General features: G+C 75.4%; 22 protein-coding genes. 10 read left to right on the top strand and 12 right to left on the bottom strand.

Features of this window, described 5'->3' with window-relative positions:
- Nucleotides 1-125 precede the first annotated feature (125 nt).
- From ACFVUY_RS11710 to ACFVUY_RS11695, 4 genes are all read right to left on the bottom strand, one after another.
- Complete coding sequence (locus ACFVUY_RS11710) at nucleotides 126-1106, bottom strand: hydroxyacid dehydrogenase (protein WP_387729404.1); 981 nt, start codon at nucleotides 1104-1106, stop codon at nucleotides 126-128.
- A gap of 122 nt (nucleotides 1107-1228) precedes the next feature.
- The gene (locus tag ACFVUY_RS11705) at nucleotides 1229-2143 is read right to left on the bottom strand and encodes a carbohydrate ABC transporter permease (RefSeq protein ID WP_387684063.1); all 915 of its coding nucleotides are present in this window, start codon (nucleotides 2141-2143) and stop codon (nucleotides 1229-1231) included.
- Nucleotides 2140-3099, bottom strand: coding sequence for a carbohydrate ABC transporter permease (locus ACFVUY_RS11700; RefSeq protein WP_387684065.1), 960 nt, complete (start codon nucleotides 3097-3099; stop codon nucleotides 2140-2142). Before ACFVUY_RS11700 ends, ACFVUY_RS11705 begins: the two co-directional genes overlap by 4 nt.
- Entirely contained in the window at nucleotides 3096-4427 is a 1332-nt protein-coding gene (locus tag ACFVUY_RS11695) for an ABC transporter substrate-binding protein (RefSeq protein ID WP_387684067.1), read from the bottom strand. Before ACFVUY_RS11695 ends, ACFVUY_RS11700 begins: the two co-directional genes overlap by 4 nt.
- Before the next feature lie 253 nt (nucleotides 4428-4680).
- Between ACFVUY_RS11695 and ACFVUY_RS11690 the strand changes: the two genes are divergently transcribed.
- Nucleotides 4681-6645 (top strand): DUF2264 domain-containing protein, encoded by a 1965-nt coding sequence (locus ACFVUY_RS11690; protein WP_387729364.1) that lies wholly within the window; start codon nucleotides 4681-4683, stop codon nucleotides 6643-6645.
- A gap of 5 nt (nucleotides 6646-6650) precedes the next feature.
- Entirely contained in the window at nucleotides 6651-7430 is a 780-nt protein-coding gene (locus tag ACFVUY_RS11685) for a sugar phosphate isomerase/epimerase family protein (protein ID WP_387729362.1), read from the top strand.
- 73 nt (nucleotides 7431-7503) lie between these two features.
- On the opposite strand, the gene ACFVUY_RS11680 is transcribed toward ACFVUY_RS11685, so the two are convergent.
- Both ACFVUY_RS11680 and ACFVUY_RS11675 read right to left on the bottom strand, forming a co-directional pair.
- Nucleotides 7504-8562: a substrate-binding domain-containing protein gene (locus ACFVUY_RS11680; protein ID WP_387729359.1), complete on the bottom strand. Its 1059-nt coding sequence runs from the start codon at nucleotides 8560-8562 to the stop codon at nucleotides 7504-7506.
- A 248-nt stretch (nucleotides 8563-8810) separates the two neighbouring features.
- On the bottom strand, nucleotides 8811-9848 hold the full coding sequence (locus tag ACFVUY_RS11675; protein WP_387729357.1) for a LacI family DNA-binding transcriptional regulator: 1038 nt from the start codon (nucleotides 9846-9848) through the stop codon (nucleotides 8811-8813).
- A gap of 118 nt (nucleotides 9849-9966) precedes the next feature.
- Between ACFVUY_RS11675 and ACFVUY_RS11670 the strand changes: the two genes are divergently transcribed.
- Genes ACFVUY_RS11670 through ACFVUY_RS11655 form a run of 4 tightly spaced genes read left to right on the top strand, consistent with a single transcriptional unit; the run spans nucleotide 9967 to nucleotide 14169 of the window.
- Nucleotides 9967-11133, top strand: a complete 1167-nt coding sequence (locus ACFVUY_RS11670; RefSeq protein WP_387729355.1) for a Gfo/Idh/MocA family protein — start codon at nucleotides 9967-9969, stop codon at nucleotides 11131-11133.
- The gene (locus ACFVUY_RS11665; RefSeq protein WP_387729353.1) at nucleotides 11130-12278 is read left to right on the top strand and encodes a dihydrodipicolinate synthase family protein; all 1149 of its coding nucleotides are present in this window, start codon (nucleotides 11130-11132) and stop codon (nucleotides 12276-12278) included. Before ACFVUY_RS11670 ends, ACFVUY_RS11665 begins: the two co-directional genes overlap by 4 nt.
- Nucleotides 12275-13096: a sugar phosphate isomerase/epimerase family protein gene (locus ACFVUY_RS11660; RefSeq protein ID WP_387684081.1), complete on the top strand. Its 822-nt coding sequence runs from the start codon at nucleotides 12275-12277 to the stop codon at nucleotides 13094-13096. The genes ACFVUY_RS11665 and ACFVUY_RS11660 overlap by 4 nt, the downstream gene beginning before the upstream one ends.
- Nucleotides 13093-14169: a glycerate kinase gene (locus ACFVUY_RS11655; RefSeq protein ID WP_387729351.1), complete on the top strand. Its 1077-nt coding sequence runs from the start codon at nucleotides 13093-13095 to the stop codon at nucleotides 14167-14169. Before ACFVUY_RS11660 ends, ACFVUY_RS11655 begins: the two co-directional genes overlap by 4 nt.
- Before the next feature lie 57 nt (nucleotides 14170-14226).
- On the opposite strand, the gene ACFVUY_RS11650 is transcribed toward ACFVUY_RS11655, so the two are convergent.
- The 6 genes from ACFVUY_RS11650 to ACFVUY_RS11625 all read right to left on the bottom strand — a co-directional run bounded on the left by ACFVUY_RS11650 (nucleotide 14227) and on the right by ACFVUY_RS11625 (nucleotide 23211).
- Nucleotides 14227-15294: a polyprenyl synthetase family protein gene (locus ACFVUY_RS11650; RefSeq protein ID WP_387729401.1), complete on the bottom strand. Its 1068-nt coding sequence runs from the start codon at nucleotides 15292-15294 to the stop codon at nucleotides 14227-14229.
- Between the two features lie 62 nt (nucleotides 15295-15356).
- On the bottom strand, nucleotides 15357-17726 hold the full coding sequence (locus ACFVUY_RS11645) for a PP2C family protein-serine/threonine phosphatase (RefSeq protein WP_387729349.1): 2370 nt from the start codon (nucleotides 17724-17726) through the stop codon (nucleotides 15357-15359).
- 43 nt (nucleotides 17727-17769) lie between these two features.
- A complete protein-coding gene (locus ACFVUY_RS11640) occupies nucleotides 17770-21591 on the bottom strand; it encodes a HAMP domain-containing protein (protein ID WP_387729346.1) in 3822 nt (1273 codons plus the stop codon).
- Between the two features lie 204 nt (nucleotides 21592-21795).
- Nucleotides 21796-22167 carry an STAS domain-containing protein gene (locus tag ACFVUY_RS11635; RefSeq protein ID WP_387684089.1) on the bottom strand — a complete coding sequence of 124 codons (372 nt, stop codon included), beginning with the start codon at nucleotides 22165-22167 and terminating at the stop codon, nucleotides 21796-21798.
- 112 nt (nucleotides 22168-22279) lie between these two features.
- Complete coding sequence (locus ACFVUY_RS11630) at nucleotides 22280-22765, bottom strand: ATP-binding protein (RefSeq protein WP_387684091.1); 486 nt, start codon at nucleotides 22763-22765, stop codon at nucleotides 22280-22282.
- An 11-nt stretch (nucleotides 22766-22776) separates the two neighbouring features.
- Nucleotides 22777-23211 carry an STAS domain-containing protein gene (locus ACFVUY_RS11625; protein ID WP_387684093.1) on the bottom strand — a complete coding sequence of 145 codons (435 nt, stop codon included), beginning with the start codon at nucleotides 23209-23211 and terminating at the stop codon, nucleotides 22777-22779.
- A gap of 388 nt (nucleotides 23212-23599) precedes the next feature.
- Between ACFVUY_RS11625 and ACFVUY_RS11620 the strand changes: the two genes are divergently transcribed.
- From ACFVUY_RS11620 to ACFVUY_RS11605, 4 genes are all read left to right on the top strand, one after another.
- Nucleotides 23600-24271: a phosphoribosyltransferase gene (locus ACFVUY_RS11620; protein ID WP_387684095.1), complete on the top strand. Its 672-nt coding sequence runs from the start codon at nucleotides 23600-23602 to the stop codon at nucleotides 24269-24271.
- A 63-nt stretch (nucleotides 24272-24334) separates the two neighbouring features.
- The gene (locus tag ACFVUY_RS11615) at nucleotides 24335-24892 is read left to right on the top strand and encodes a GNAT family N-acetyltransferase (RefSeq protein WP_387729343.1); all 558 of its coding nucleotides are present in this window, start codon (nucleotides 24335-24337) and stop codon (nucleotides 24890-24892) included.
- Nucleotides 24893-25221: 329 nt separating this feature from the next.
- Nucleotides 25222-25665, top strand: a complete 444-nt coding sequence (locus ACFVUY_RS11610; RefSeq protein WP_387729340.1) for a hypothetical protein — start codon at nucleotides 25222-25224, stop codon at nucleotides 25663-25665.
- 122 nt (nucleotides 25666-25787) lie between these two features.
- Nucleotides 25788-26225 carry a hypothetical protein gene (locus ACFVUY_RS11605; RefSeq protein WP_387729337.1) on the top strand — a complete coding sequence of 146 codons (438 nt, stop codon included), beginning with the start codon at nucleotides 25788-25790 and terminating at the stop codon, nucleotides 26223-26225.
- The last annotated feature ends 33 nt before the right edge of the window (nucleotides 26226-26258 follow it).

Genomic DNA, 26258 nt, shown 5'->3' with positions numbered 1-26258 from the left:
CTCCGGAGGGGCACGGCCGCCGACTGCTGTTCCAGGCAGGGGAGTTGGCCACAGAACGCCGAGGGCCGCAGGAGTCGGGGACTCCTGCGGCCCTCGGCGCACGGCCGGACGGGGGCGTCGCCCGGTCAGGCGGTGCGGTCCAGGTCGCCGCGCAGCACCGGGTGGGCGAAGGGGGTGCCGTCCGCGTAGCGGGCCAGCTCGTCCGCCGCCGCGGCCGCCATCCGCCGCAGTTCGCCGCCGAGCGAGCCGGCGACGTGCGGGGTGAGCAGGACGTTGGGCAGGTCGTAGAGCGGCGAGTCGGCGGGCAGCACCTCCGGGACGGTGACGTCCAGGACCGCGTGGAGGCGGCCCGAGACCAGCTCCTCGACCAGGGCGTCCTGGTCGATCAGCGACCCGCGGGAGGTGTTCACCAGCGTCGCCCCGTCGCGCATCAGGGCGAGCCTGCGGCGGTCGATCATGTGCCGGGTGCCGGGCAGTTCGGGTGCGTGCACGCTCACCACGTCGCTGAGCCCGCACAGTTCGTCGAGCGTCACCGAGCGGGCGCCCAGCGCGGCCGCCTCGGCCTCGTCCACGTACGGGTCGTGGAGCAGCAGCTCCAGGTCGAAGGGGCGGAGCAGTTCGAGGACCCGCCGACCGATCCGGGAGGCGCCGACGATGCCCGTGGTGCGCCGGTAGTTGCCGGCTCCGGGGTAGGCGGCCTGCCAGTCGTGCGGGGCCCGCCGTTCGCGGTAGTCGGCGCTGAGCCTCAGCACCTGCTTGTTGGCGAACAGCACGTTGGCGACGGTGTACTCGGCGACGGGCAGGGCGTTGGCCCAGGCGGCCGAGGAGACCTGTATGCCGCGCTCCCAACAGGCCTCGGTGACATGGTGCTTGACCGATCCGGCGGCGTGGACGACGGCGCGCAGCCGGGGCGCGGCGGCGAGGACGGCCTCGTCGAGCGGGGGGCAGCCCCAGCTGCTGACGATCACCTCGGTCTCGGCGAGGGCGGCGGCCGCCTCGGGGCCGGTGAAGTCGTCGACGACGAACACCGGGTCGAGTCGGGCGAGGGTGGTGAGCCGCTCCATGGTCTCGTCGTCGACCAGCCGGTCGACGAGGTCCGGGGTCATGGCCAGCAGGGCGCGCGGGCGCCGGCGCGGCGCGCCGGGTGAACTCCCGTTCGCAGCGGTCGGGTTCGGCGGATTGGACACGTGGTTCTCCGGCGCAGTCGTGGAGTTGGCGGTCTGGTGGGTCACTTGACGCTTCCCGCGGTCAGCCCGGCCTTCCAGTGGCGCTGGAGGGCGACGAACGCGACGACCAGCGGCACGACGGCCAGCAGCGAGCCGGTGACGACCAGCGGGTAGAACTCGGGGAACGCGTGGGTCTGGGTGTTCCACGCGTAGAGGCCGAGGCTGACCGGGAAGAGCCGGTTGTCGGAGAGCATCACCAGCGGCAGGAAGAAGTTGTTCCAGATCGCGGTGAACTGGAACAGGAACACCGTGACGAAGCCCGGCATGACCATCCTGAGCCCGATCGACCAGAAGGCGCGCAGTTCGCCCGCGCCGTCCGTGCGGGCGGCCTCCAGCACCTCGCCGGGGATGTAGCCGGCGCAGAACACCCGGGCGAGGTAGACGCCGAAGGGGTTCACCAGGGAGGGCAGGAAGACCGCCCAGAAGGTGTTGGCGAGGCCGAGTTCGGAGGCGAGCAGGTACATCGGCAGGGCCAGGGCCGTGGTCGGCACCAGCACGCCGAGCAGGACCAGCCCGAACAGCTTCTCCTTGCCGGGGAAGGCGTACACGTGGAAGGCGTAGCCGGCGCCGACGCAGACGAGGGCGCAGAGCAGGGCCCCGACGCCCGCGTAGAGCAGCGAGTTGAGGTACCAGCGGAAGTAGATGCCGTCGCCGGTGGTGGCGAGGGCGTGCAGGTTGGCGCCGAGGTTCCAGTTGGACGGGGTGAGGCCGTGGCCGCCGAGGAGGTCGCCGGTGTTCTTGGCGGCGGCGGTGAGCAGCCAGCCGAGTGGCAGCAGCGTGTAGGCGGACGCCAGCACGAGGGCGCCGTTGACGGCGGCCCTGGACAGCGTCCAGGGGGTGCGCGGGGTGCGGTCGCGGCCGGTCCGGGGGGCGCGCGGGCGCGGGCGGGTGTCGCGTTCGGGGGCGAGGGTGGTCATGCCGAGTCCTCCGTCCGGCGGGCGGGGCGGGTGCGGGTCGCCCAGGTGACGAGGAAGGACAGGACGGCCGCGGTGATGGCGAGCAGCACCGAGGAGGCGGCGGCGAGGCCGTAGTCGCCGCGGTCGAAGGCGGCGGTGTAGGCGTACATGTTGGGGGTCCAGGTGCTGATGACGCCGGGTGAGGCGCCGTGCAGGATCATCGGTTCGGTGAACAGTTGGAGGGATCCGATCACGGTGAACAGGCCGACCATCACGATCGAGGCGCGGATCAGCGGGATCTTGATGCTGAGGACGGTGCGCAGCGGGCCGGCGCCGTCCACGATCGCGGCCTCCAGCACCTCGCGGGGGACGGCCTGGAGCGCGGCGTAGAAGATGACGGTGTTGTAGCCGACCCACTCCCAGAGCGCGATGTTGACCACGGCGGGCAGCGGGTTGCCGAGCAGGTCGGGGCTGCTCCCGGCGGAGTTCAGCACCTCGATGACCGGGCTGATGCCGGGGGTGTACAGGTACATCCAGATCAGGGCGGCGATGATGCCGGGCACCGCGTGCGGCAGGAACAGCGCGAGCTGGAAGAAGCGGCGGGCGCGGGCCAGCGTGGAGTCCAGGAGCAGCGCGAGCGCCAGGGACAGGCCGACCATCAGCGGGATGTACAGCAGGCAGTACAGGGCCGTGGTCCCGAAGCCGTCGAGGAAGGCCGGGTCGCCGAGGGCGCGGGTGTAGTTGCCGAGGCCGGTGAAGACCGTCTCGACGCCGCCGAAGCCGAGGCCGGAGCGGTGCTCCGTGTAGAGGCTGAGGTAGACGGCGTACCCGATCGGGACGAGCGTGCAGGCGGTGAAGAGGATCAGGAACGGCGCGAGGAGCACGGCCGGCGCGCCGTACCGGCCGGACCGGCGCCGCCCGCCGGTGGGGCGGGCGGGCGCGGTGCGGACGGCGCGGTCGGTCGGGGCGGTGGTCACTGGGCGACCTTGATTCCGCGGTTCTTCAGCTCGGCGACGGTGGCCTGCTGCGCGGCGTCCACGGCGGACTGGACGGTGCCGCCCTGGGTGAGCTTTCCGAAGGCGTCCTTGAGGGAGGTGTTGGTGGCGCCCATGGCCGGGCCCCACTGCCAGCCGGGCTTGATGGACTTGGCGGCGTCGGCGTAGATCGCGTAGACGTCCTGGCCGCCGTAGAAGTCCGTCTTGAAGGCGGCCTGGGCGACGGACACCAGGGCCGGGGCGGCCGGGTAGGCCGAGGAGGTGCCGGAGGCGATGCGGGCGTTGAAGCCCTCGGGCGTGCTGGTGGCCCAGGTGGCGAACTCCACCGCGGCCTTGGCCTTCTTGCTGTTCTTGGAGACCGCGAAGGTGGTGCCGCCGACCATGCCGCTGGCGGGGTTGCCGTCCCAGGTGGGGACGGGGGCGACGGCCCACTTGCCGGAGGCGTCGGGGACGGTGCCCTTGAGCACGCCGCCGCCCCAGGAGGCGCCGAGGTAGCCGGCCGTCTCGCCCTTCTGCAGGGAGGCCGTCCACTGCTGGCTGAAGGACGGCATGACCCGGACGAGGTCGTCGTTGATCAGCTGCTGCCAGTAGTCGCCGACCTTCCTGCTCTCCGGGCCGGTGGCGTCGACCTTCCAGGCGTCGCCCGAGCTCTTGAACCAGTGGGCGTCGGCCTGCCAGGCCATGGCCTCGAAGGTGGTCGGGTCGTCGGGGAAGAAGGTGGCGATCCGGGCGTCCGGCTGGGCCTCCTTCAGCTTCCGGGCGGCGGTGCGGAATTCGTCCCAGGTCTTCGGCGCGGTGATGCCGGCCTTGTCGAAGAGGTCCTTGCGGTAGTAGAAGGCCTGCGGGGAGGCGTCCAGCGGCAGGGCCCAGGTGGTGCCGCCGAGGGTGGTCAGCTCCAGGGCCTGGTTCAGGTACTTGGCCTTGACGCCGTCCGTGACGAGCTTGCCGATGTCCTGCACGGCGCCCTGGCTGACGAAGTCCGGCAGCTGCGAGTACTCGACGTTGAACACGTCGGGCGCGTTGCCCGCCTTGACCGCGTTGGAGATCTTGGCGTAGCCGCCGGCGACGCCGGAGGGGATCTCCTCGTAGGTCACCTGGATGTTCGGGTGGGTGGCGTTGAAGGCGGCCACGACCTCCTTGGTGCCCTTGGCCCAGCCCCAGAAGGTGAGGGCGACGGGCTTGCCGTCCTCGGCGCCACCGCTCGACGAGTCGCTGCCGCAGGCCGCGAGGGACGTCATGCCGAGGGCGGACGCGACGAGGGCGGCGGCCAGACGGGGGGCTCTGCGGACACGGGTGGGGGTAGTGGACATGGCTCGTCTCCCGGTGGAGGGGGTGTGCGGGGTGGGGCCATCCTGTGACCGCGCTTCGATCGAAGTCAAGGGTTCTGGATCAAATGATCCGCTTCGATCTGGCATACCTCGCAATGTTCGGGCTTCTTTACGGGAAAGCACCCTTTTCGTGATGTTTTCCCCTGTCATCTTGGATCATTTGATCAATATCATGGACGATCGATCTGGGTTCTGCCCGGATCCGATCCCCCGCCACCGACCGAGGAGCCCCGGCATGCCCCCGATCGAGCTACCCCCCGAAGACCGCTCGCTCAGCCCCCTCACCGGCTGGACCAGGGCCCACTGGGAGGCCGCCGCGGACGGCCTGCTGGCCGCCGTCCGCCGCCACGCGGGCCCCGAACACGCCCTGATCGCACTGCCCGGCGACCGCCCCAGCTGGTCGGGGCCCCGCTCGGACGGGCTGGAGGGGTACGCCCGGACGTTCCTGCTGGCCGCCCTCCGCGTCGCGGGCGCCCGAGGCGACGACCCCCACGGACTGCTCCCGGCCTACGCCGAAGGGCTCGCCGCCGGCACCCGCCGCCCCACCGCCGAACGCGACCTCACCGGCGCCGACCCGGCCTCCTGGCCGGTGATCACCGACCGGGGCCAGGCCATGGTCGAGGCCGCCTCGATCGCCCTGGCCCTGCGGATCACCCGCCCCTGGCTCTGGGACCGCCTGGACGAGGACGTGCGCGCCCGGGCCGGTGCCTGGCTGGCCCAGGCCCTCCACCGGGCCCCGGTGGACAACAACTGGTGGCTCTTCCCGCTGACCGTCGGCGGCTTCCTCGCCGAGGCGGGCATCGACACCGCGGCCGCGGAGCGGGCCGTGGAACGCGGCCTGGCGAGGATCGAGACCTGGTACCGGGGCGACGGCTGGTACACCGACGGACGCCCGCGCGCCTTCGACCACTACAACGGCTGGGCCTTCCACCTCTACCCCGTCCTCCACGCCCACCTGGGCGGCGACCGGCACCTGCTCGACCTGTACGGCGGCCGGCTCGCCGCCCACCTCGACGCCTGCGCGCACGCCTTCGGCGCCGACGGCGCCCCCGTCCACCAGGGCCGCTCGCTCACCTACCGCTTCGCCGCCGCGGCCCCGCTGTGGGCCGGAGCGCTCTGCGGGAACACCCCGCTGGCCGCGGGCACCACCCGCCGCCTCGCCTCCGGCGCCCTGCGGTACTTCCTCGACCGCGGCGCGCTCGACGCCGAGGGCCTGCTCACCTCCGGCTGGCACGGGCCGTACCCGCCGATGGTCCAGCCGTACTCCGGGCCCGCCTCCCCGTACTGGGCGGCCAAGGGCTTCCTCGGACTGCTGCTGCCGCCGGAGCACCCGGTCTGGACGGCCGTCGAACAGCCCGGACCCGCCGAACTCGGCGACGCCGTCCGGCCGCTCCCCCGGCCCGGCCTGCTGATCCAGTCCACCGCCGCCGACGGCCTCGTCCGGCTGCACAACCACGGCAGCGACGACCAGCCCGCGGACGAGGTGCTGCCCGACGACCCGCTCTACGCGCGCCTCGCCCACTCCACCGCGACCGGCCCGGTCCTGGACGGACCGCCGGACAACCACCTCGGCCTGGTGGTCGGCGGCGCGCTCACCGAGCGCGGCCGGATCCGGCCGCTCGGCGCCGGCGACGGCTGGGCCGCCTCCGAGCACCGGCCCCGGGCGGGCGGCGCGGAACTCCCCGGGGTCGTCGTGACCTCGCTCGTCCTCGCCGCCGGGGCCGAGGAGGTGCACGCCCACCTGGTCTCCGGGGCCGAGCCGGGCACCGAGGTCCGGCACAGCGGCTGGGCGGTCGCCGGGGACTCCGTCGAGACCGCCGTGGACGGGCCGCTCGCCACCGCCACCGCCACCGCCACCGCCACCGCCACCGCCACCGGGCCGGACGGCCTGCGGCTCGTCTCGCTGCTGCGCTGCGCGAGCGGCTTCACCAGCGCCGGCACCGACCCGCTGCCCTCGGGCACCGCGTTCGGCGCCGTCGGCGCGGTACCCCGGGTCACCGGGCGGACCGCCGACGCGGCCGCGCTGTTCGTCAGCACCGCACGGCTCGCCCGGGGCCCGGTGCGGCCGCCCCGCGCGGCCGTCGAGGTCCGCACCGAACCGGCCCCGCGGGGCCACCTGCTCCACGTCCGCTGGCCGGACGGCGGGCGGCACACCGCCCTGCTCGCCACCGGCTCCGTCACCGTCCGCCGGGAGGACTGACCACCGTGCGACTCGCCCTCTCCACCCTGGGCCTGCCCGGCCGCCCGCTCACCGAGGTCCTGCAGCTGGCCGCCGAACACCACTGGCAGGGACTCGAACTGCGGTGCGCGCCCGGCGAACCGGTGCACCCCGACCTGACGGCCGGGGAACGGCGAAGCGCCCGGCGGGAGTTCACCGCCCACGGGATCACCCCGCTCGCCGTGGCCTGCTACCTCGGCGTCGCCGCTCCGGGCGACGACGACCGGCTGGCCGCCGCCCTGGCCGACCACCTGCGGCTGACCGCCGACCTCGGGGCGCGCCATCTGCGCGTCTTCCCGCACGGCGCGCGGTCCGCGCCGGGCGAGGACGACCGGCGGGCCGCCCGGCGGCTGGCCGCCGCGGCCGACACCGCCCGCTCCCTCGGCGTCCGCATCCTGCTGGAGACCCACGACTCGCACCGCTCCGGGCGCGACGTGGCGCGCGTGCTCGACCTGGTCGGGCATCCGGCCGTCGGCGCGCTGTGGGACCTGCTGCACACCCGGCTGGCCGGCGAGAGCCCGGCGCAGAGCCTGGCCGCACTCGCGCCCCACCTCGGCTACGTCCAGGTCAAGGACGTCGCGAGCGACGACGACCTCACGCCGCTCGCGCTCGGGGCGGGCGTGCTGCCGATCGCCGAGTGCGTGCGCGCCCTGCCGGCGGACTGCTGGGTGTCCTGGGAGTACGAGGCGCCCTGGTACCCGGCCGCGGCCCCGCTGCCCGGGCTGCTGGGCCCCGGCGCGGCCTACCTCGCCCGGCTCGCGGCCTGAGACCGGGGCGGGCCGGGCGGGGGCGGGCCGGGCGGCGCGGCCGGGACGCCCCGGGGCACCGCCCGGCCGCGCCTCAGCCGGCCGCGCCCGCGCCCCCGCAGGAGGTGCGGATCTCCAGTGAGGGCAGCAGTTCGAGGCGGTGCACGGGCAGCGAGCCGCCGAGGTCCAGGCGGCGCAGCAGCAGTTCCACGGCAGCCGCGCCCACGGCCCGCTTCGGCGGCGCGACAGCGGTCAGCGGCGGCGCGGCGAGGGCCGCGAACACGTCGTCGTACGCGATCAGCGCCACGTCGTCCGGCACCTGGAGGCCCCGGGCCCGCAGCAGCGGCGGCAGCTGGATGGCGTCCTGGTCGTTGTGGACCAGCACGGCCCGCACGCCCCGGGCGGCGGCCTCGGCGATCCGCGCGGCGACGGCCTCGGAGTCGACGCCGGGGCGGCGGATGTCGATCACCGGTTGCGGCTCCAGCCCCAGCAGCGCCGTCCCCTCGGCGTAGCCGGCCCGGACCTGGTGCGCCGTCCAGGTGTCCTCCCGGGCGACCAGCAGCACCGAGCCGTGCCCGAGCGAGACCAGGTGGCGCAGCGCCAGCAGGACGCCGTGCCGGTGGTCCGAGCCGACGGAGTCCAGCGGCGCGCCCTCGCCGTCGGCGGGCGGGCGGCGCTCGACGAGCACGGCGGGCACCGGAAGCCCCCCGGTCCACAGCCGGTCCTCGCCGCCGGCCGGACGCCAGTTGGGGGTCAGGAGCAGGCCGTCCACCCCCGAGTCGAGCAGCTGCCCGACCTGGGCGCGGTCGTCGGCCGACTCGTACGGGGCGATGGCGAGCACCAGGCGCGCACCGGCGTCCGCGGCGGCCGAGCGGGCGCCGCCGACCACCTCGTCGAAGTACGAGCCGACGGTGGGGACGAGCATGCCCAGGACCCGGTCGGCGCCCTCGGCCGCGGTGGGCTTGGCGCGCGGCAGCGAGACCGCGCCGTGCGAGCGCTGGAGCAGCCCGTCGTCGGCGAGCACCGCCACGTCGCGGCGGACGGTGACGGCCGAGAGGCCCATCCGGGCGGCGAGGTCCACCACGCGTACCGTCCTGAGGTCGCGCACGACCTCGAGGATCCGGGACCGACGCTCCTCGGCCGTGATGGTCATGGCTTCCTCCTGCGTGCCCCGTGCCCCGTGCCGCACGGCATCTGATCAATCTGGCTCGTTCAATCGAAATTCGATCGAACGAACACAGATGTGCCGAGTCGATCAGAACTACCGTACCGGTCGGCCGATCGTCCGGTCAGGCCATCCCGCGTTCCCGGCCTGCGAAAACCCGACCGAACCGCTCGGACCGCCCGCACCGCCCGCTCACCGGGCGTCCGGCACCATCGCCCGGTCGGCCGCTCCCCCGGTCACCGGTCCCGCACGGGCGCCGCCCCGGTACTCCCCCGCAGCACGACCTCGGTCGGCAGGGCCAGCCGGACCGGCCGCCCGCCCCCGTCGGACTCCAGCGCCAGGGTGACGGCACTCGCGCCGAGCCGCTCCAGCGGCATCCGCACCGTCGAGAGCGCCGGCGCCACGTCCGCGGCGAACGGGATGTCGTCGAAGCCCGCCACGGACATCCGGCCGGGCACGTCGACCCCCCGCGCGCGCAGTTCGCCCAGCGCACCGATCGCGCAGACGTCGGACAGCGCCAGCACGGCGGTCGGCCACTCGGCCTGCGGGCGGTCGAGCAGCCGCCGCACCGCTTCGCGTCCCCCGTCACGGGTGAACTCCACGTGCTGGACGGCCCCTTCGGCCGGCTCGACGCCCGCCTCGGCGAGCGCCTCGCGCACCCCGGCGAGCCGCTCCATCGGGACCCGCAGCCGCTCCGGCCCGGTGATCACCGCGAACTCGCGGTGCCCCAGGCCGAGCAGAGCCCGGGTCAGGTCGGCTGCGCCCCCGCGGTTGTCCGGCAGGACGGCGTCGTAGCCGGGGCCGTGGTCGGTGATGGTGGCGATCCGTCCGCCGTCCGCCCGGTAGTCGGCGAGCGCCGCGTCGACGGCCCGGACGGCGGCCGGGTCGGTGTGGGCGGAGCCGGCCAGGACGATGGCCCGCACGCGCTGGCCGTGCAGCATGCGGACGCCCCGCACCTGCGTCTCCGGCTCCCCGTCCGTGTTGATCACCAGCGGGAGCAGCCCGGACCGCCCGGCGGCGTCGGAGACCCCGCGGGCGATCGCCGCGAAGTACGGGTCGGCCACGTCGTGCAGGAGCACGCCGACGTTGGCCGTGGCGGCCCGGGCGAGCGCCTGGGCGGGAGCGTTCGGCAGGTACCCGAGGGCGTCGGCGCTGGCCCGGACCTTCGCGGCCAGTTCCCCGCCGACCGTCCGGGCCGAGCCGTTGAGCGCCCGGGAGGCCGTCGCGAGCGAGACCCCGGCGTGACGGGCGACCTCACTGAGGGTGACACCCATCGACCGTTCCCCGCTTTCCTCCGCCACCTGCATTGACGTGCGAAGCATATCTCCATAACCTCCGGGAAAGCGCTTTCCCCTTGCCGGCACCGACCGCACAGGACGCAGAGGACCACGCATGACCCAGAGAGTGACGCAGCGAGTGATCGGCGTCGTGATGAACGGCGTCACCGGCCGGATGGGCTACCGCCAGCACCTGGTGCGCTCGATCCTGGCCATCCGCGAGCAGGGCGGACTCGCCCTGGAGGGCGGCGACACCCTGTGGCCCGAGCCGATCCTGGTCGGCCGCGACGCCCGCAAGCTCAGGGAACTGGCGGACCGCCACGGCCTGACGCACTGGACCACCTCGCTGGACGAGGCACTGGCCCACCCGCTCGCCGAGATCTACTTCGACGCCCAGATCACCCGGGCCCGCGAGCCGGCCCTGCGCGCCGCCATCGCGGCCGGCAAGCACGTCTACACCGAGAAGCCGACCGCGGAGTCCCTCGACGCCGCACTCGAACTGGCCCGGCTGGCCCGGGAGGCCGGGGTGTGCAACGGCGCCGTGCAGGACAAGCTCTTCCTGCCCGGCCTGCTCAAGCTCAAGCGACTGGTGGACGGCGGCTTCTTCGGCCGCATCCTGTCGGTGCGCGGCGAGTTCGGCTACTGGGTGTTCGAGGGCGACTGGCAGGACGCGCAGCGCCCCTCCTGGAACTACCGCGCCCAGGACGGCGGCGGCATGATCCTCGACATGTTCCCGCACTGGCGGTACGTGCTGGACCAGATCGTCGCGCCCGTCCGCTCGGTGTACGCGCACACCGCCACCCACATTCCCGAGCGGGTCGACGAGCAGGGCCGGACCTACCCGGCAACGGCCGACGACGCCGCCTACGGCGTCTTCGAGCTGGAGGGAGGGATCACCGCCCAGATCAACTCCTCCTGGGCCGTCCGGGTCGACCGCGACGAGCTGGTGGAGTTCCAGGTCGACGGCACCGAGGGCAGCGCCGTCGCCGGGCTGCGCAACTGCCGGATCCAGCACCGGGCCACCACCCCGAAGCCGGTGTGGAACCCGGACCTGCCGGCCACCGAGCGGTTCCGCGAGCAGTGGCAGCAGGTCCCGGACAACGGCGAGTTCGACAACGGCTTCAAGGCCCAGTGGGAGCTCTTCCTGCGACACGTCGTCACCGGCTCCCCGTACACCTGGGACCTGCTGGAGGGCGCCAAGGGCGTCCAGCTGGCCGAACTCGGCCTGCGCTCCGCCCGCGAGGGCCGCCGCCTGACCGTTCCCGAGCTGGAGATCCGATGACCGAGCTGAACCTTCCCGGCCACGGCCGCCACCGGCTGAGCACCCCCGAGCCGCTGGAGATCCCGGCGCACCCGCCGAAGGAGCGCACGGCCTTCGCCGCCGCGCACGTCGTCGCCGACCCGCTCGGCGGCAACGCCCCCGGCGCCCCGGCCGCCGTCGACTGGGACGCCACCCTCGCCTTCCGCCACCACCTCTGGTCCCTCGGCCTCGGCGTCGCCGACGCCATGGACACCGCCCAGCGCGGCATGGGCCTGGACTGGGCCGCCACCCGGGAGCTGATCCTCCGCTCCGGCGCGGAGGCCCGCGCCGTCGGCGGCCGGCTCGCCTGCGGCGTCGGCACGGACCAGCTCACCGGCCCGGTCGCGGGCCTCGCCGACATCACGGCCGCCTACGAGGAGCAGCTCGCGGTGGTCGAGGAGGCCGGTGCGCAGCCCGTGCTGATGGCCAGCCGCGCCCTGGCCGCGCGGGCCCGCGGGCCGGAGGACTACCTCCGGGTCTACGGCCGGCTGATCGCCCAGGCCGGTCGGCCGGTGATCCTGCACTGGCTCGGCGAGATGTTCGACCCGGCGCTGGCCGGCTACTGGGGCTCCGCCGACCTGGACACGGCCACCGGGACGGTGCTCGCGCTGATCCGGGAGCACCGCGCCGGCATCGACGGCATCAAGGTCTCCCTGCTCGACGCCGAGCGGGAGATCGCCCTGCGCCGCGCCCTGCCCGAGGGCGTCCGGCTCTACACCGGTGACGACTTCGACTACCCGCGGCTCGTCCGCGGCGACGGACTCGGCCACAGCCACGCGCTGCTGGGCGTCTTCGACCCGATCGCCACCCGCGCCGCGGCCGCGCTGCACGCCCTGGACGCCGGCGACCTCGACCGGTACGACGCACTGCTCGCCCCCACCCTCCCGCTGGCCCGCCACCTGTTCGCGGCGCCGACGTACCACTACAAGACGGGCATCGTGTTCCTCGCCTGGCTGGCCGGCCACCAGAGCCACTTCACCATGGTCGGCGGGGCGCAGAGCGGCCGTTCCGTCGTCCACCTGGTGGAGCTGTTCCGGCTGGCGGACGCCGCCGGGGTGCTGCCCGATCCGGAGCTGGCGGCGCACCGGATGCGGCGGTTCCTCGCGGTGGCGGGGGTGGAGGCGTGAACCGGCTCTCGCTGAACCAGATCACCACCAAGGGCTGGAGCCTGCCGGAGGCGGTGCGCGGCTGCGCGGCGGCCGGCGTCCCGGCGATCGGGCTCTGGCGCGACAAGGTGGAGGAGGTCGGCGTCGGGTCCGCGGCCAAGCTGGTCCGCGAGGCGGGACTGGCCGTCAGCAGCCTGTGCCGGGGCGGCTTCCTCACCGCCGAGGGGCCGGACGCCCACCGGGCGGCGCTCGCCGACAACCTCCGTGCCCTGGAGGAGGCGGCCGAACTCGGCACCGACACCCTGGTGATGGTCGTCGGCGGGGTGCCAGCGGGCAGCCGCGACCTGGCCGGGGCCCGGGAGCGGGTCGCCGAGCGGCTGGCCGAACTCGCCCCGTACGCCGGTGACCTGGGCGTACGGCTGGCGATCGAACCGCTGCACCCGATGTTCTGCGCCGACCGGGCCGTGGTCTCCACCCTCGGCCAGGCCCTCGACCTGGCCGAGCGCCACCCCGTCGAGCAGGTCGGCGTCGTCGTCGACAGCTACCACGTGTGGTGGGACCCGGACCTCGCCGCGCAGGTCGCCCGGGCGGGCGCCCGGATCGCCTCGTACCAGGTCTGCGATTGGACGCTTCCGCTGCCCGCCGACGCCCTGCTCGGCCGGGGCCACGTGGGCGACGGCCACATCGACTTCGGGGCACTGACGGCCATGGTCACGGCCGCCGGCTACACCGGCTGGATCGAGACCGAGATCTTCAACCAGGAGATCTGGGACACCCCCGGGGAGCAGACCCTCGCGACGGTGGTCGAGCGCCACCGGGCCCACGTGGCGGGCGCATGAGGGTCGTTCTCGCCCCGGACTCCTTCAAGGGGACGGTCACGGCGACCGACGCCGCCCGGGCGCTGGCCGACGGCTGGCGCTCGGTGCGGCCGGGCGACGAGCTGATCGCGCGTCCGATGGCCGACGGCGGCGAGGGCACCATCGCCGCCGTCGCGGCCGCCCTGCCCGGCACCACCGAGCACGAGGTCCCCGGCTGCACCGGCCCCGACGGGCGGCCGGTCACCGGGCGGTACGCGCTCCTGCCCGACGGCACCGCGCTGGTGGAACTCGCCGTCGCCAGCGGACTGCCCCTGATGTCCCGCCCCGCACCGCTCACCGCGACCACGCGGGGCACCGGCGAGACCGTCGCGGCGGCCCTCGACGCGGGCGCGCGCCGGCTGGCGGTCGCCCTCGGCGGCTCCGCCTCCACCGACGGCGGCAGCGGCCTGCTCGCGGCGCTCGGCCTGCGGCTGACCGACGCGCGGGGCCGGGAGCTCCCCGACGGCGGCGGAGCCCTGCCGCGGGCCCACCGGGTCGACGTCACGGGCCTGCGCCCGGCGCCGGACGGGGGTGTGGTGCTGCTCACCGATGTCACGAATCCGCTGCTCGGCCCGGACGGCGCCGCCGCCGTCTACGGCCCGCAGAAGGGCGCGGACCCGAGCGAGGTCGCCCTGCTCGACCAGGGCCTCACCCGGCTCGCCGCGCTCCTCGGCGCGGACCCGGCGCGGCCCGGCACCGGCGCGGCGGGCGGCACCGCCTACGGCCTCGCGGCCGCCTGGGGCGCCGTCATCCGCCCCGGCGCCGCCGCCGTCGCCGACCTCCTCCGCCTCGACCGGGACATCGCCGCGGCGGATCTGGTGATCACCGGTGAGGGCCGGTACGACGCGACCAGCCTGCGCGGCAAGGCGGTCGGCGAGGTCCTCGCCCGGGCCGCCCGGGCCGGCGTCCCCGCCCGGATCGTCGCGGGCGAGTCGGCCGACGACCGGGTGCTGACCCTCACCGCACTCGCGGGCGGCCCGGCCTCCGCCCGGGAGCACGCCCGCCTGTGGCTGGTCCGCGCCGGCGCCCGTCTCGCCCACGGCGCGGCGGGCTGAACTCCCGCCGTCCGGGGGCCGGTCCCCCCGCGCTCGGCGCGGACCGGGCCGCCCGGGTCACCCGCCCGGCACCACGTTCGCCGGCGGCAGGCCCTCGAAGAAGGCCACCGCCTCCGCCCGCCAGTGCGGGCGCCAGCTCTCGGCCTCGGCGCGGGCCGCCTCGGCGCAGCGGCGCATGTCGGAGCGGAGCTTCCGGTCCACGCCCAGCCGTCGGGCCAGCTCGCGGACCTGTTCGACCGCGTCGGCCGGGCAGTGCGGGTCGCCGAGCGCGGACTCCACCACGGCCCGCTGCGCCTCGTCCGCGCGGGCGAGCAGGGCGCTCACGGCGTAGCTGCGGCGTCCCGCGCGGAGGTCGGCGCCGGTGGACTTGCCGGTGGCGTCCTCGTCGCCGAACAGGTCGAGGTAGTCGTCGCGCAGCTGGCCGCCGATGCCGACCAGGGTCGCGTACCGGCGCAGCCGTGCGTCGTGGCCGGCCACGTCCTCGCCGGCGGCCAGCAGCCCCAGCCGCAGCGGGGCAAGCACGGAGTACCGGGTCGACTTGTACTCGCAGACGGTGTGCAGGAACTCCTCGTCCGGGAGCGGCAGGAAGTCGCGTTCGAGGTCGAGGATCTGGCCGGCGACCGTCTCGGCGCCGGCGTTCAGCTGCACCTCCAGCATCGCCTGGCGCAGCTCGGCGGGGACGTCCGCCTCCAGCAGCACCCGCATCGAGAGGAAGGCGGCGAGGTCCCCGGCCAGGACGGCCAGGCCGAGCGCGGTGCGGTCCGCCGCCGGGAACTCCCGGCGGTAGGCGTAGTAGGTGGAGGGGCCGCCGCGGCGTACGGGCGCGTCGTCGATGATGTCGTCGTGGACGAGCCCGTGCGTCTGGAGCAGCTCGATGCTCAGCGCGGCCTCCGCCAGGCCGGGCACGGGGTCGGTGGTCACCAGTCGGGCCGCCTCGTACAGCAGGGCGACCCGCAGCCGCTTGCCGCCGCGCAGGGAGAGGTCCCGCAGCAGCTCCAGGCAGCGCGGGGTGAAGCGGCTGAGCGACGGAGTGTCGAGGCGCTCCGGCAGGGCGGCGAAGTAGGCCTCGAAGCGGAGGTCGAACCGGCGCCGGTGTCCGGCGGCTCGTTCGCGGGCGGCTGCCATGATCGTCTCGTTCACGAGGCCCACCCTCGCATCCGGCGCACGGGGCCGCGCAGCCGCCCTGCCTACTCGGTCTGGACGGCGATCAGGCAGGTGTCGTCGTCGGTGTCGGCGGGGCTGAGTTCGAGCAGCCGGTCCAGGTACTGCTCCAGGTCCGGGCCGGGGGCGCCGGCCGCCCGGAGCAACTGCTCCACCGACTCCTCCACCGGGCGGTCCCGGCGTTCGACCAGCCCGTCGGTGTAGAGCAGCAGGACGTCACCCGGGTCGAGCCGGGCGGTGCGTTCCTCGTACTCGGCGTCGTCCAGCGCGCCGAGCAGCACGCCGTGCGGCAGCGGCAGCACCTGGGCGCCGTCCGCGCCGAGCCGGATCGGCGGCAGGTGGCCGGCCCGGGCCCAGCGCAGTTCGCCGCCGACCGGGTCCAGCAGCACGCAGACGGCCGTCGCGGTGACCTGGCCCGGTTCGCGCAGGGCCACGGTGTTGGCCCACTCCAGCAGCCGGCCCGGGCCGGCCCCGGTGACGGCGAGGCCGCGCAGGGCGTGCCGCAGCGCGACCATCCCGGTGGCCGCGCCGACGCCGTGCCCGGCCACGTCGCCGACCGCGAGCAGCACCCGCCGGTCGGGCAGCACCAGCACGTCGTACCAGTCGCCACCGACCCGGTCGCGCTGGGCAGCGGGCCGGTAGCGGACGGCGGCGTGGAGGCCGGTGACGGCGAGCGGGGGCGGGGCGGCGGGCAGGATCGCCTGCTGCAGCCGCAGTGCCAGCTGCGCCCGTTCGGCCGACTCCTGCTCGCTGTCGGCCAGCCGCTCCCGGGTGGCGCCGAGCGCGACCTCCGTCCAGTGCTGGGCGGAGACGTCGTGGTAGGCGCCGCGGACGGCGACGAGCCGGCCGGTCTCGTCCACCACCGGCTCGGCGATCACCCGGGTGAAGCGGTGGGTGCCGTCCGGGCGGTCCAGCCGGACCACCGCGGAGGCGGTGCGGTGGTGGTGCCGGACGGTGTCCAACAGCCGCCGGACCGCCGGCCGGTCGTCCGGGTGGGTGTGCCGCACGAGCCGGTCCAGCGGTACGGGCGGGGCGTCCGGCGGCAGCCCGTACAGCTCGCGCAGCCCGTCGCTCCAGCGGATCCGGCCCTCGGCGGGGCGCTCCTCGAACCCGGCCACCCGGGCCAGCCGCTGGGCCTGGCGCAGCAGGGCGGCGTGCTCGTCCTCCTCCCGCTCGTCGTCCAGCCGCCAGCAGACCAGCAGCCGGCCCCCGAGCGGGACGACCGAGAGCAGGACGGCCACCGGGACGGCGGGCCCCTGCTCCCGGAAGGCGAGCCGGACCGGCTCGGCGGTCGACGGCACGCCCGTCTGGTACGCGCGCAGCAGCCGGTCGAGCAGCCCGGCGGCCGAGGCGACCGGGTAGGTCTCCAGCAGCGAGGCGCCCTCCAGTGCCTCCCGGGGCCGGCCGAGCGGGTCGCGGAACCGGGCGTTGACCCGAATCACCGTGAAGTCGGCGATCCGCTCGGCCCGCAGGACGGGGGCCAGCAGCAGCGCGGGGGTGAGCAGACCGTCCAGGAGGTCGTCGGCCCGCTCGGGGGGCACGGGCTCCGGGGGCGGGCCGAGCAGGGTCGCGCAGAGGTCGGCGAGGGCGTACAGCCCCCGGCGCCGGGCCGGGCCGAGCACCGGGGCGGAATCGGGGCCGGTGGCCGGCCAGAGCAGCTCCAGCGCGCCCGTGCGGCGGCGCCGGTCGAACAGCGGGACGACCGCCCGGGCGGCGGCGCCGCCCACCGAGGGACCGTCCGCCCCCGGTTCCCCGGGCCACAGCTCGGCTCCCCCGCCGACGACCAGCTGCGCCGGGGTGGGGACGCCGGGCGGCACCCGGGACCAGCCGGCCGCCTCCTCGGCGGAGAGCCCGGCCTGCGCGGCGAGGGCGAGCGCGCCGCCGGGCAGCCGCTGCCAGACGGCCACGGCACGGACGCCGAGCGCCGCCGCGGCCTGGTCGAGCACGGCCCCGGCGGCGTGCTCCAGGTCGGGCGCGGAGGCGAGTGCGGGCGCGACGGGCGGGCCGGCCTCGGGCGGTTCGGCGGTGGGGAGGCCGAGGGCCGCCGGTCCGGGCGCGCCGTCCGGAGCCGGTGCGGGAGCTGATCCCGGTTCCTGGCCCGGCTCCGTTCCCGGCTCCGGGAGGCCCGCGATGTCCGTTGCCAGGACGAGCACCGGCACGCCCGACTCCCGGGCCAGCCGGGCGAGGTGCGCGGCGGCCTCGGCGACGGGCAGGCCGAGCCGCTCGGCCAGGATGCCGGTGGCGAGGTCGACGGCGGCCCTGGTCCGCGCCTCGGCGTGCGCCCGGGCGGCGGCCGCCCGGAGGCGACGGACGGTCTCGGCCAGGGCCCGGGCGGTGCGCTCCGCGGCCTCCTGCGCCGCGGACTCCTGCCCGGCAGAGTCCTGCCCGGCGGTCACGGCGCACCCCGGGGCCGGGGCGCGGCGCCCGCCCGAGGAGCCGTCATGACGCGTCCAGCCATTCCCGCATCCGCTCCAGCAGCCGGCCGGTGTCGACCGGCTTGGTGATGTGGTCGTCGGCCCCGGCGGCCAGGCTGCGGTCCCGGTCACCGGGCATGGCCTTGGCGGTGACGGCCACGACCGGCAGCCGCTCGAAGCGGGCGTCGGCGCGGATCTCCGCGATGGCGGCGTAGCCGTCCAGTTCGGGCATCATGACGTCCATCAGCACCAGGTCGGTCTCCGGGTGGGCGCGCAGCCGGTCGAGCCCGGCGCGGCCGTCGGCGGCGTGCAGGATGGTCAGCCCGTGCCGTTCCAGGGCTGCGGTGAGCGCGAAGACGTTGCGGATGTCGTCGTCGACGATCAGTACGGTCCGTCCGGCGAGCGGTCCCGCCACGGCCGGGGGCGGCTCGCTCTCCTCGGTCTCCTCCACCGCCGAGGGGCCATCCACCGCCTCGGGGGCCGCGTCGCCGCCCCCGCCCCCGCCCCCGGACCCGGGCACCGGCGTGCCGCCCGTCGCCACCGCCGCCGCCTGCTCGCCCAGCGGCAGGTACAGCGTGAACCGGCTGCCCTGCCCCGCCGCGGAGCGGACGGTGATGGTGCCGCCGAGCAGCCGGGCGAGCTCCCGGCTGATCGACAGGCCGAGGCCGGTGCCGCCGTAGCGCCGCGCGGTGGAGCCGTCGGCCTGCTGGAAGGCTCCGAAGATGGTGTCCAGGTGGGCCGGGTCGATGCCGATCCCGCTGTCGTCGACGTGGAAGGCCACCGCGGCGGGCGCGCGCCCGAGTCCGGGCGGCAGCTCGGCCTCCTCGACGCGTTCGATCCGCAGCTCGACCCGGCCGGTGTCGGTGAACTTGACGGCGTTGGAGAGCAGGTTGTGCAGCACCTGGCGCAGCCGCGCCTGATCGGTGACGATCCGTTCCGGCACGGCCCGGTCGACGGCCACCTCGAAGGCGAGCCCCTTCTGGTCGGCCAGCGGCCGGAAGCCGGACTCCACGTACTCCAGCAGTTCGCGCACCGCGAAGGGCTCGATGGACAGGTCCATCTTCCCGGCCTCCACCTTGGAGAGGTCCAGGATGTCGTTGATGAGCTGGAGCAGGTCGGTGCCGGCCGAGTGGATGACGCCCGCGTACTCGACCTGTTTGGGGGTGAGGTTGCCGCCGCTGTTCTCGGCGAGCAGCTGGGCGAGGATGAGCAGGCTGTTCAGCGGGGTGCGCAGCTCGTGGCTCATGTTGGCCAGGAACTCCGACTTGTACATCGAGGTCCGGGTCAACTCCTGCGCCCTTTCCTCCAGTTCCTGGCGGGCCTGCTCGATCTCCAGGTTCTTCGCCTCGATGTCCCGGTTGCGCTGGGCGAGCAGCGCGGCCTTGTCCTCCAGTTCGGCGTTGGAGCGGCGCAGTTCCTCCTGCCCTTCCTGCAACTCCTTGGACTGGGCCCGGAGTTCGGCGGTGAGCCGCTGGGACTCGCCGAGCAGCTCGTCGGTGCGCGCGTTGGCCAGCAGGTTGCCGAGGTTGACCCCGCAGGCCTCGGCGAACTGGGTCAGGAAGTCGCGGTGGACCTGGGTGAACGGGTGGACCGAGGCGAACTCCAGCACGCCGATCAGCCACTCCTCCAGGGCGATCGGCAGGACGACCAGTGAGCGGGCGTCGGCGCGGCCCGCGCCGGAGGAGACGGTGGCGTAGCCGGGCGGCAGGTCGTCCACGGCGACGGTCCGCCGGGTCCGGGCGGCCTGGCCGACCAGGGACTCCCCCAGCCGCAGCCGCAGCCGCTCCCCGGCCGGGCGGCCGTAGGCGCTGATCAGGGCGAGTTCGGTGCCGTCCGCGCCCTCCTCGGCGAGGAAGAACGCGCCGTACTGGGCGCCGACCAGCGGGGTCAGCTCGTCGGTGATCATCCCGGCGACGGCGCGGATGTCCCGCCGGGCCTGGATGGCGGCGGAGAAGCGGGCCAGGTTGCTCTTGAGCCAGTCCTGCTGCTGGTTTGCCAGGGTGGTCTCGCGCAGCGATCCGACCATCGCGTTGATGTTGTCCTTGAGGTCGGCGACCTCGCCGGAGGCGTCCACCCTGATCGAGCGGGTCAGGTCTCCGGCCGCGACGGCGCTGGTGACCTCGGCGATGGCGCGGACCTGCCGGGTGAGGTTGCCGGCCAGCTCGTTGACGTTCTCGGTGAGCCGCTTCCAGGTGCCGGAGACGCCCTCAACCCGGGCCTGCCCGCCGAGCCGGCCCTCGCTGCCGACCTCCCGGGCGACCCTGGTCACCTCGGCGGCGAACGAGGACAGCTGGTCGACCATCGTGTTGACGGTGGTCTTGAGTTCCAGGATCTCGCCGCGCGCGTCCACGTCGATCTTGCGGGTCAGGTCGCCGTCCGCGACGGCGGTGGTGACCTGGGCGATGTTGCGCACCTGGCTGGTCAGGTTGTGCGCCATGAAGTTGACGTTGTCGGTGAGGTCCTTCCACGTCCCGGCGACGTTGGGCACCCGGGCCTGGCCGCCCAGGATGCCCTCGGTGCCGACCTCCCGGGCCACTCTGGTCACCTCGTCGGCGAAGGCCGACAGCGTGTCCACCATGGTGTTGATGGCGGCGGCGAGGGCCGCGACCTCGCCCTCGGCCTCGACGGTGATCTTCCGGGAGAGGTCGCCGCGCGCCACCGCGGTCGCCACCTCGGACATCGAGCGGACCTGGCCGGTCAGGTTGGAGGCCATCACGTTGACGTTGTCGGTGAGGTCCTTCCACGTCCCGGAGACACCCCGGACGGTGGCCTGGCCGCCCAGGTTCCCGGCGGTGCCGACCTCCCGGGCGACCCTGGTCACCTCGTCCGCGAAGGAGGACAGCTGGTCGACCATCGTGTTGATGGTCTCCTTCAGCTCCAGGATCTCGCCGCGCGCGTCGACCCGGATCTTCTGGCTCAGGTCGCCCTCCGCGACGGCGGTGGTCACCTCGGCGATCGAGCGGACCTGGGCGGTGAGGTTGTCGGCCATGACGTTGACGGACTCGGTGAGCGCCCGCCAGGTGCCGGAGACGTCCCGGACGTCCGCCTGGCCGCCGAGCCGACCCTCGGTGCCCACCTCCCGGGCCACCCTGGTCACCTCGGCGGCGAACGAGGACAACTGGTCGACCATCGTGTTGATGGTCGTCTTGAGCTCCAGGATCTCCCCGCGGGCGGCGACCGAGATCTTCTGGGTGAGGTCCCCCTCGGCCACGGCGGTCGCCACCTGGGCGATGTTGCGCACCTGCCAGGTCAGGTTGCCCGCCATCGCGTTCACCGAGTCGGTCAGGTCGCGCCACGTCCCGGCGACGCCCGGCACCTGCGCCTGGCCGCCGAGCCGGCCCTCGGTGCCGACCTCCCTGGCCACCCTGGTCACCTCGTCCGCGAACGAGGACAGGGTGTCCACCATGGTGTTGACGGTGCTCTTGAGCTCCAGGATCTCCCCGCGCGCGTCCACCTCGATCTTCTGGGTGAGGTCGCCGCGCGCCACCGCCGTGGTGACCTGGGCGATGTTGCGCACCTGCCAGGTCAGGTTGCCGGCCATCGCGTTCACCGAGTCGGTCAGCTCCAGCCAGGTCCCGGTCGCGTCCGGGACCTGCGCCTGGCCGCCCAGCCGCCCGTCGCTGCCGACCTCCCGGGCCACCCTGGTCACCTCGGAGGTCACCCGGGCCAGCTGGTCGGCCATGCCGTTGAAGACCTCGGCGATCTCCCCCAGCACCCCCGGCCGGTCCGGGGCGAGCCGGGTGCGGAAGTCCCCGTCGCGCACGGCCGTCAGCCCGGCGAGCAGCTGCCGCAGTGCCTGCTCGGCCGGGTCGGCCGCGGGGGCTGCGGCTACCGGGTGCTCGTCCATCCGCCCACCGTCCGGATCGCTCGCACGGCCTGGGTGCGCCGTCGTCCGGGCACCTCGGACCCGAGGGCGACGGGCTGCCGCCCTGCTCCCACTGTGCCACCGCGGGCCGGGGGCGACACTCGGGGCGGACGCGCCCGGGCGGGGCGGACACTCGGGGCGGACGCGCCCGGGCGGGGGCGGCAGGCCCCAGCGGCCCCGGCGGCCTCAGCCCGGTACGGTCCCGCGGATCGGAAAGGCGTCGGTGGCGCCGGTGAGTTCGAGCATCCGCAGGATCAGCGGCCGGGGCCGGGCCAACTCGATCCGGCTGCCGTCCACCGCCGCCCGGGCCTTGGCCCGCAGCAGGGCGTTGAGCCCGGTGGAGTCGCAGAACTCCAGCCCGGCGCAGTCCACCACGACCACGCCGGCCGGCCCGGCGAAGGTCCGGTTCAGCGCGGCCCGCAGGTCGGCGCTGGAGTCGAGGTCCAGTTCGCCGAGCAGCACCAGGACGGTGCCCAGGGCCCACGGCCGGATCTCGACCGTCAGCCCGTCGCCCCGGTCGACGGCCGGACCGCCGCACTTCGACGGGCGCCGTGTCATGGCTCGGGCTCCTCTCGCTCGGTGAGGACCGGGCTCCGGTCGGTGCCGGCGCTCACATCCATGCGGCTGTCCGCTGCGGAGCGCGGGAAACCCCGGGCGGGGAAGCGGGCGATCAGTCGGGCCGCCGCGGCTCCCCGTCCGAACCGGCCGCCGTCAGGGCCGGCGGGCGCGGCACCTCCAGCCAGACCAGCTTCCCGCCGTCGTCGGGCCGGAAGCCCCAGGCGTCGGCGAGTCGGTCCACCACCCGCAGCCCGTGCCCGCCCGGTCGGCCGGCGCCGGCGAACGGGCGCAGCCGCGGCGGTACGGGGCTGGCGTCCGCGACCTCCACCCGCAGCCGGGCGCCGTCCCAGTGGAGCCGCAGTTCGCGCGGGCCGCCGGAGGCGTGCAGGCAGGCGTTGGTGACCAGTTCGGAGACCATCAGCAGGACGTCCTCGGCCGCGGCCCGCCGGTCCTCGTCGGGGGCCGGCAGCCAGTGCCAGGACACCAGCGCCCGCCGGCTGAACTCCCGGCTGCGCTGCACCGCGCCGGCGCTGCCTTCCAGCACCAGCCGCCTGGTCTGCTCCCGACTCGGCGGCCCACCGTTCCCGGGGCGGTCCACGGTCTGCCTCCTCACCTCGGCTCGGGCGGTGCGGCGGGCCCGGCCGGGCCCTCGCCGGGCGCCTCCAGCGCGGTGCGGAGGTCGGGGTGGACCCGCAGCACGCCGTCGGCCCCGGTGATCGCGAGCAGCCGCAGCACCAGCGGGCCGGCACCTGCCAGCTCCAGCCCCACGCCGTCCCCCTGGGCGTCCAGCCGGGCGCGCAGCAGGACGTTCAACCCGGTCGAGTCGCAGAACCGCAGGCCGGCGAGGTCGACGACGATCCGCTCGATGCCGGCCGCCGACGGCGGCCGGGCGAGGGCGGTCCGCAGGCCGTCCGCGGTGTCGTGGTCGAGTTCCCCGGTGACGGTGACGATCCGTACCGGCCCCCGGTCCCCGACCTCGACCCACAGGTCGCCGGACTCGTGCTCCCCGGTGGGCTCGCAGGGTTGCTCGGATGGCCGTGGCATGGCTCGCTCCCGGTCCGGTGGGGACGGCGGGGCGCCGTCCCGACCATCATCGCGCGCGCCGTGCCGGGCCGCGCGGACGGCCGTACCCGCGAGTATCCCGGGTACGGGCGGGAGCACCGTCCGTCGGTCGTCCATGCCCCGCGTCTGCCCGAACCCGGCCGGGACACACGTACCGCCGCCGGCCCGGGAGCACGTCCGGGTCGCACCCGCAGGCCGGCGCGCGGACGTTTCGCGCGAGGACGTTTCGCGCGAGGACGTTTCGCGCGAGGACGTTAGAGCCCGCCGTGGCGGGGAAGTCGCCTTGGTGGCGGGGCCGCGGGACGCTCGCCGGTTCGTGCCGCCCCGGGGCCCGGCAGGGGCACGAACGCAGGAGAACAAGGACGGACCCGTGAGATTCCTCGACCGCAGCACCGCCGGACACCAGCTGGCCCGCAGGCTCGCCCCGCTGCTGAGCGCGCGGGCCGGTACCGGGGTGGTGGTTCTCGGGCTCGCCCCCGGCGGGCTGCCGGTGGCGGCGGAGGTCGCCGAGGCCCTGGACGCCCCGCTCGACGCCACGGTGGTCCGGCCGCTGGCCGTCCGCGGCCACGACCGCCCGGTCGGCGCGATCGCCGACGGCGACGCGCCGCTGGTCGACCGGCACACCCTGAGGAGCCTCGGCGTCACCGCGGCCGAGCTGGGCGCGAGCGTCAAGCGGGAGCGGGTGGAGGTCCACCGCCGCGAGGCGCTCTACCGCCCGGGCCGGGACCGGCTGCCGTTGGACGGACGCACCGTCGTCCTGGTCTCCGACGGCCTGACCGACGCCCTCACCGCCCGGGCGGCCGTCCACGCCCTCGCCGCCGACCACCCGGCGCGGCTGATCCTCGCGGCGCCGGTCTGCGACGCCCGGATCGCGGCCGACCTGCACCGGGACGTGGACGCGGTGGTCTGCCTCCACCTGCCCCGCTACGCGCACGCCGCCGGACCCTGGTACGGCGAGTTCCACGAGGTCACCGACCGCGAGGCGGCCGTCCTGCTGCAGCGGCGCACCCCGGCGGGCCACACCGGGGCCGGCCGGGGCTGAGCCGCTTCCTGCCCCCGCCAAAACCCTTTGCCGGGCAGAGGGTGCACGGACCATCCTCCTGTCATGAACCATCCCCCGCACGTCATCGCCCTGGACGGGGCCGCCCTTCGCCGCTTCGACGGCGAGTCGGACCTGTCCGAGTTCTTCGCGGTCATCGAGGAGTCGTTGGAGCACTTGCGGCCCTGGATGCCCTGGGTGGCCGAGCACAGCCGGGCCAAGACCGCCGAGTTCCTCACCGGCCGGGCGGAACTCTGGGCGAGCGGGCAGGACTTCACGTACGCGGTCGTGCTCAACGGCGCGATCGTCGGCGCCTGCGGGCTGTTCCGGCGCGAGGACACTCCGGCCGGGGTCCGCGAGATCGGCTACTGGCTGCACCCCGCCGCCACCGGGCGCGGGCTGGCCACCCGGAGCGTGCGGGCCCTGGCCGGTGAGGCCTTCCGCCTCCCCGGGGTGGAGTACGTCGAGATCGTCCACGACCCGGCCAACCTGGCCAGCGGCGCGGTCCCGGCCCGCCTCGGCTTCACGGAGTACCTGCGCCGCCCCGCGGAGGCGCTCGCCCCGGCCGAGACCGGGGAGGAACTGGTCTGGCGGCTGCCCCGGGAGCAGGCCCCGGCCCGGTGAGCCCGGCGGTCCGCAGCCAGGGGGGAGAGCATGCGGACCGCCGGGTGCGTCGGCCGGGTCGCAACGATCCGGCCGACGCGTCGGGAGCGGACGCGGTCGGAGCCTTCCGGCTCCGCGCGCAGTGCCCCATCTCGAACTCCGCGGTCCCGCCGTGGACCTCACCCACGGCGTCGCGCGTTCGCTCCCGTGCCCAGGAGACCCTCCCCGTCCACGCCGATAACACTTTCTTCCGATTCTTCCGATCGCTTCCCCAGGACATTCGGTTGACGGCTCATCACATCAACCGAGGCACGCTATGGCGGAGCGGGAAGTCGGGCTAGGATCACGACATGGTCACCGCCCGGTCGCCGTTGCGTACACGACGCGCCCGCCCCCGAGGGGTGGTGGCGCGGCTGTTCTGGCTGGGCGCCCTGCTGGCGGCCGTGTTCGCGTCCCACGGGTTCAGTGCGGAGACCGGCGCCGGGCACACCGATCCGATCCGGATCACCTGGTCCACCCACGCCACCACGGCGGTCGACGGCCCCCGGGCCGCGCAGCCTGCACAGCCCGAACAGCACCAGGAGCACGGCGAGGACGCCGACCACCCCGGCGGCGAGTGCCTGTCCGGGAAGCCCGAGGACGGGCCCGACGCGGGGACCGACCGGTCGGTCCCCGCCGTCCTGCCCGCCGCCGCGGAGCCCGCACCGGCGCCCGTTCCGCCGCGCCCGACGGCCGGGAGCAGCGGAGCCGCAGCGCCCGAACTCCCGCACCGGATCGCGCATCTGAGGGTCTAGACCGGCCCGGGCCGCGCCCCGCCACGCCCGCCTCGCGGTGCGGGCCGGCGCCCACTGCCCGCGTCCGTTCCCCCGCCGTCACCGATCCGCTGCCGCCGTGTGCGGCCGCGCGGAGTCCCGTCATGCCCAACCGGCTCCTGGCCGCGCTGCTGCTCGGCCTGTTCTCCCTGCTGCCCATCGGCTGCGCGGAGCGGCACCACGATGCCCGTCCGCACCGCTCCCCCGCGGCCACCGCCCCGGTCTCCACCCAGACCACCACCGCACCGACCACCGCACCGATCACCAGCGCGCCGACCACCAGCGCCCCGACCGAGCCGAGCGGCGCCCCCGCCGGTTCACCGGAGCGCTCCTGCCCGGAGGTCGACGACCTCGCGCCCGCGCAGCGCTCGGTCCGCACCCCCGCGGCGTCCCTCCCCTTCCCCGCCCAGGTGCCCGTCGCCGACCCCGGCGCCGGGCGGGCGGAGCCTCCCGCGCCCCGCCCGGCGGCCGCCGTCGGTCGCGCCGCCCGTACGACCGGGCCGAGAGGCCCGCTGCTGGTCACCGGTCGGTGGCGGATATAGCGGCTCGGAGTCCGTCCGAACCGCCGTACCGTC

The sequence above is a fragment of the Kitasatospora sp. NPDC058063 genome (genome assembly GCF_042885395.1).
In the GTDB taxonomy this organism is placed as follows: Bacteria; Actinomycetota; Actinomycetes; order Streptomycetales; family Streptomycetaceae; genus Kitasatospora; species Kitasatospora lactacystinica.
The sequence above is the reverse complement of the archived record's forward strand: the minus strand, read 5'-3'. Positions and strand labels throughout refer to the sequence as shown.